The organism is Williamwhitmania sp. (assembly GCA_035529935.1).
Classification (GTDB): Bacteria; Bacteroidota; Bacteroidia; order Bacteroidales; family Williamwhitmaniaceae; genus Williamwhitmania.
Genome location: DATKVT010000153.1, coordinates 1 through 5065, shown reverse-complemented (window position 1 = coordinate 5065; position 5065 = coordinate 1). Strand labels below are relative to the sequence as shown.

The 5065-nt window shown below is 49.1% G+C and carries 6 protein-coding genes; 3 read left to right on the top strand and 3 right to left on the bottom strand.

Annotation, left to right across the window (positions count from 1 at the left end; all coding sequences use genetic code 11):
• Positions 1-144 precede the first annotated feature (144 nt).
• Both VMW01_11470 and VMW01_11465 read left to right on the top strand, forming a co-directional pair.
• A complete protein-coding gene (locus tag VMW01_11470; GenBank protein HUW06868.1) occupies positions 145-351 on the top strand; it encodes a GxxExxY protein in 207 nt (68 codons plus the stop codon).
• Between the two features lie 477 nt (positions 352-828).
• The gene (locus tag VMW01_11465) at positions 829-1551 is read left to right on the top strand and encodes a superoxide dismutase (protein HUW06867.1); all 723 of its coding nucleotides are present in this window, start codon (positions 829-831) and stop codon (positions 1549-1551) included.
• A gap of 27 nt (positions 1552-1578) precedes the next feature.
• On the opposite strand, the gene VMW01_11460 is transcribed toward VMW01_11465, so the two are convergent.
• From VMW01_11460 to VMW01_11450, 3 genes are all read right to left on the bottom strand, one after another.
• Complete coding sequence (locus VMW01_11460; GenBank protein HUW06866.1) at positions 1579-2853, bottom strand: NAD(P)/FAD-dependent oxidoreductase; 1275 nt, start codon at positions 2851-2853, stop codon at positions 1579-1581.
• Between the two features lie 3 nt (positions 2854-2856).
• On the bottom strand, positions 2857-3669 hold the full coding sequence (locus VMW01_11455) for a hypothetical protein (protein ID HUW06865.1): 813 nt from the start codon (positions 3667-3669) through the stop codon (positions 2857-2859).
• Positions 3670-3739: 70 nt separating this feature from the next.
• Positions 3740-4000, bottom strand: coding sequence for a hypothetical protein (locus tag VMW01_11450; protein ID HUW06864.1), 261 nt, complete (start codon positions 3998-4000; stop codon positions 3740-3742).
• Positions 4001-4274: 274 nt separating this feature from the next.
• On the opposite strand from VMW01_11450, the gene VMW01_11445 reads away from it, so the two are divergent.
• The coding region (locus VMW01_11445; protein HUW06863.1) for an HAD hydrolase family protein at positions 4275-5065 on the top strand (791 nt) is incomplete at its 3' end.

Here is a 5065-nt window from a genome sequence, read left to right as displayed (position 1 = left end):
GGGTCTACTCTGGGTATCATGGCTCTTACATCGAGATGTGGTAATTTCTTGTAAGATACTGATATTCAGAGTATTTACCAAATATTTACGTGTTTATTTTACTGGTAATCAGGCATTTGTTTTTTTTGTCATGTACTAAGCGATTTGTCATATAAAATAATAGGTGCTGCAATGGAGCTGCATCGGGCACTAGGGCCAGGTCTTTTAGAATCGGTTTATGAAGCGGCTTTGGCTTATGATTTAAGAGAATTAGGTTTTGATGTAAAAACACAAGTGCCAATGCCACTTGTTTATAAAGAAGTTAAACAAGATGTGGGATACAGACTTGATATATTGTTGAAAACAAGGTGATCATTGAAATAAAGTCGGTTGAAAATTTAGCCCCTGTCCATTTTGCGCAAACACTCACATACTTGAAGTTGGCCGATAAAAAGTTAGCCTTACTAATCAACTTTAATACGAAGCTGTTAAAGGAGGGAATTCACAGAATTGTTAATAATTTATAGGCAGATATGTATCTCGCAAAGGACGCAAAGGGGTTCACGCAAAGCCTTTGCGGGCATTGCGCATTTCTTTACGCTCTTTGCGTGAGAATAATTTTTTATTTATGTATGGACCTATTTTATTCCACCCATTTACGACATAAACACAATTGCGCTCATATGCTCGTTCGCCATAATCCTAACCCATCCTAAATTTCCCTCTCCCAGAAGTAGCGCACTGAACCATACTCTCCATTTCTTGTTAGTTGATAGCGAGCGTTTTATTCCCTAATCTTACTTGAGTTCAGGTAATCTATTCTCTACTTCAACCTAAAAACTTAACCACATGAAAAAAGCTATTTTATTAGTTGGCATCGTGGTGGCCTTTGCCACTGCCAATGCTCAGGAGCCCCAGAAGGTGGCCTCCAACTCCAGCGATTTAACCACGGTGTATCCGTTCACTACGCTGCCCTACGCCTACGATGCGTTGGCTGCCTTTGTGGATAAGGAGACCATGGAGATTCACTACACCAAGCACTACAAGGCCTACTATACTAAGTTTTTGGCTGCGCTGCCCGGTAGCGGCTTCGAGGGAAAACCGCTGCCCGAACTATTTGCTTCGGCCAGCAAGCTTGCTCCCGCGCTCAAGAACAATGCCGGAGGGTATTTCAACCACAAGCTCTTTTGGGAGGTAATGTCGCCAAATGGAGGCGGTGAGCCTACCGGAAAGTTGCTAGCATCCATCAATGAGGCCTTTGGCTCGTTCGATAGCTTTACTAAGCAGTTTGAGGCTGCAGCTAATGGAGTTTTTGGTAGCGGTTGGGCCTGGCTTGCCGTGGATAAAGCGGGTAAGCTATTTATTGTCTCCACCTCCAACCAGGACAATACCTTGATGGATATTGCACCGCGATTTGGCGTTCCCATTCTCGCGCTGGATGTGTGGGAGCACGCCTACTATCTGCGCTATCAGAATAGGCGCTCCGACTATGTATCGCTCTTCTGGAAGGTGGTAAATTGGCCTGCCGTTGAACAAAAGATGAAGGATGCCGTTTCTTCAGAAGTAATTTAACATAGCCAGACTCGATTGAAGGGAAGGTCAGCCATTGTCACGGCTGACCTTTGCTTTTTCTGCAGCATGTTTACCGGCGAGGTAGCCCGTGGAGAAGGCAATTTGAAGGTTGTAGCCTCCGGTGTCGGCATCAAGGTTGAGCAGCTCGCCAGCAAAGAAGAGCCCCGCGTGCAGCTTCGACTCCATGGTTTTGGAGCTCACCTCCTTTAGCTCCACGCCGCCAGCCGTAACTATCGCCTCCGAGTAGCCGCCATAGCCCACAATCTCCAGCGGGTACTCCTTGAGCATTCTCAGCAGTTTCTTTTGCTCCTTGGCATTTATCGAGCTAGTTGGTTTGGAGAGATCAAAGCCCAGCAGCTCACCCATTGGTGAAAGCATGGCCAGTGGGAGTAGCGTGCGCAGCACTCCTTCGGCCGTTCTGTTGGCCGGGTTGGCCAGCTCACGCGCAAGCCGATTGGACAGCTGCTCTTCCGACAGTGCCGGCTTTAGGTCGATGGTGAACCTTACCGGCGATCCTGCCTCAAGGGCCTCCACGGCAGTTCGGCTTAACCTCAGCGTAATTGGTCCGGCCAGCTTGCCATCGAGCACCTCTAGCTCACCAAACTCCTTGTCCACCTTTTTGTTATTAACCCACAGCGTAAGCTCCACATTTTTCAGGTGGGTTTTCTCCAGAAGCACGCCCGGTTGATGACCCATCACCAGCGGAACCAGCGATGGATGAAGAGGACAAACGGAGTGTCCTAAATTATTTGCAAAGTTGTAGCCATCGCCGGTGCATCCGGTGGCTGGGTAGGAGAGGCCTCCAGTCGCCACCACCAGACTTCTGCAGGTGAGAACGACCTTTACGCCCTGCTGCTCCACCGTGAGTTGATAACCTTCACTGCTCTTTGCAGCTTCGGTAACCTTGGCGTGGCAACGGATTTCAGCACCCTGCTGCTTTGCCCATTTTATAAGCCCTTCGGCCACGTCCCACGCCTTTTCGCTTTCGGGAAAAACGCGCTCACCCCGGTCTACGTAGGTTTTTACTCCGCAACCGTTGAGCAGGTTAACCACCGCCTCGTTGGAGAACTCGTAGAGCGCGGGCTTAAAGAAGTTTGGTGAGGGGTATATTTTTCGCAGTATATCGGGAATTGGACGGGCATTGGTGATGTTGCACCTCCCCTTGCCGGTGATGCGCAGCTTACGGGCCGGTTTTTCCATCTTTTCGAGCAGCACCACATTGGCTCCGAGCGAGCCCGCTGCTCCTGCGGCCAGGAGTCCTGCTGGTCCACCTCCAACTACAATAACATCGTACAGTTCCATACGTTAATGGCTAATCTCGGCAACTATGCCGTTGATGGTGGTGGAAAGGTGGTTCCACGACTTTTGGTTAAGCGCGGCGGAAAGTGTTTTCCAGTCACCCTGTTCATCCACAATTACTCGCTGGACCACGTTGGCAAATAGGTCATACTCCGAGGCAACGGGGCTGCAATCGGACCATCTCTTGAAGAATTGGTAGGTTTTGTTGTATCGCTCGTTGTGCATGGTATGAAGTGCTGGAAGCTGCAGCAGCAGCGGTTCAATGAACTTCCCCCGCGACTCCAAATTTTGCACCACCTTGCCTGGTAGGTTGCTCGGCGATGCACCACGGAGCAAATAAATTTCGGTATAGCGCGCAATGCCAATAAAGCCAAAGGCATCCAAGTCGTCGGCTATGGAGAGCAGGGTTAGGGTGTCTCCAGCCGAAAGAGATTTTGAATGGTTCCGATTCGATTTGTAGGTTTTATCATCGTGGCGAAGAATGGCCTCTGCGGCCCTTTCATCGGTTATGTCGGAAATGTCGGGGTGGTTCATTGCCCAGGAAGTGAACAGCTGGAGGGAGGCCGCTCCGTGCTCCTCACCGGGATTGGTGGTGAGGCCGGTATCGTGAAAGTAGGCTGCCGTAAGCAAATTCCCTACATTCCGGTTCTGCTTCGACTCTTCTTCTTGTTCAAGGTTGCGGAGCAACTCACGACCGTAGCGCCATACCCTCCGGTGGTGCAGCACGTCGTGCGATGGAATGTGTGTTTCGTTGAAGGCCTGTTTACAGGCCGTTTCCAGTATAGGGCGCCACTGCTTCTCTATTGCTTTGCAGTCCATTTTTTTTCTGCAAATGAAGCAAAAAAAGGGCAGAAATCAATTTCTGCCCTTTTCTTAGCCAAATGTGTAATCAGCTCAAAGGGGGGTGTTCGGAGATAATACGTTCTGCCATATCGAGAATTGTGGTGTCATCTAAGGTTACCAAACCGCCGTCGGGCCCTTGTTCCAAATGGATGCCAACACTTTTTCCATTGTTGTAATTCGCTCCCCCAAAATAATTTCTAACGGTTTCCACAGTGAGGTGTAGCTCATCTGCAATGTGGTGGATGCTACCGTCTGGAAGATTGTCTTTGATCTTACGTAGATCGTTGAATGTTATAACCTTGGCCATATCCATAACTATTTAGGTTAATTAGTGGTTAAATATAAATTATTCGATGGTTAATTGCAAGCATTTTTTGGGCAATGTCACCATCCATTAGCTAAAAAGTTTTAAAAAATGTAGATGTATCTTTGGGGTGAATTTTTGACCATGGTTGATAAAGAAGTTAGCGGAATTTGGAAGTTTGGAAGCCAAAGAGCAGTGTTTAGCTGCCTGTGCCCGATTAACTAACATATAACATGAAAAAAGGTTAACTAAATATAATAAGAAAGACCAGAGCTGTATGGATGTTAGAATGGTAGTAACCGATTTGGATGGAACATTGCTGCGTGCCGATCACACCGTAGGCGAAAAGGATATGGAAACCCTTGCAAGGCTTGGCGAGCAAGGTGTGGTAAGGGTGGCGGCTACGGGTCGATCGATCTTCACTGCCGCGCAGGTGCTGAGTCCCGACTTTCCCATCGACTACCTCGTTTTCTCCACCGGTTCGGGTGTGATGCGCTGGGCCGATAAGCAGCTGACGCTTGTAATGCAGCTGCAGCCCGAGGAGGTTACCCACATTGCCTCGCTGCTGGTATCGGAGAGGTTCGATTTTATGGTGCATGATGCCATACCCAAGAATCATCTGTTCCAGTTTTACTCCGCAAATGGCGATAATTCCGATTTTAACAAGCGCTGCCAGCACTACCATGGCTTTACATCACCATTTATTCCCGGCATTCCATTTCCGGAGCCTGCCACCCAAATTCTGATTATTCTGCCTCAGGAGAAGGCCAGCAGGGAGGTGGAGGTGAGGCAACTGCTGCCGGGCTACAGTATTATAAAGGCCACCTCACCATTCGATGGCCGCTCCATCTGGCTGGAGGTGTTTCCACGCGGCGTTTCAAAGGCGCATGGCATCGATTGGATTGCCGCTACTCACGGTATTGCTACGGGCAACATTGTGGCCGTGGGCAACGACTACAACGACGTGGAGATGCTCAACCATGCAGGCTGCAGCTTTGTGGTGGCAAATGCTCCCGACGATCTTCGTGCCATTTACCAAACTACCACCGACAATGAGCAGTGTGGCTT

Excerpts from the sequence above, each read along its gene's own strand:
- VMW01_11455 (HUW06865.1), bottom strand. The coding sequence starts at position 3,669 with ATGGACTGCAAAGCAATAGAGAAGCAGTGGCGCCCTATACTGGAAACG.
- VMW01_11465 (HUW06867.1), top strand. The coding sequence starts at position 829 with ATGAAAAAAGCTATTTTATTAGTTGGCATCGTGGTGGCCTTTGCCACT.
- VMW01_11460 (HUW06866.1), bottom strand. The coding sequence starts at position 2,853 with ATGGAACTGTACGATGTTATTGTAGTTGGAGGTGGACCAGCAGGACTC.
- VMW01_11450 (HUW06864.1), bottom strand. The coding sequence starts at position 4,000 with ATGGCCAAGGTTATAACATTCAACGATCTACGTAAGATCAAAGACAAT.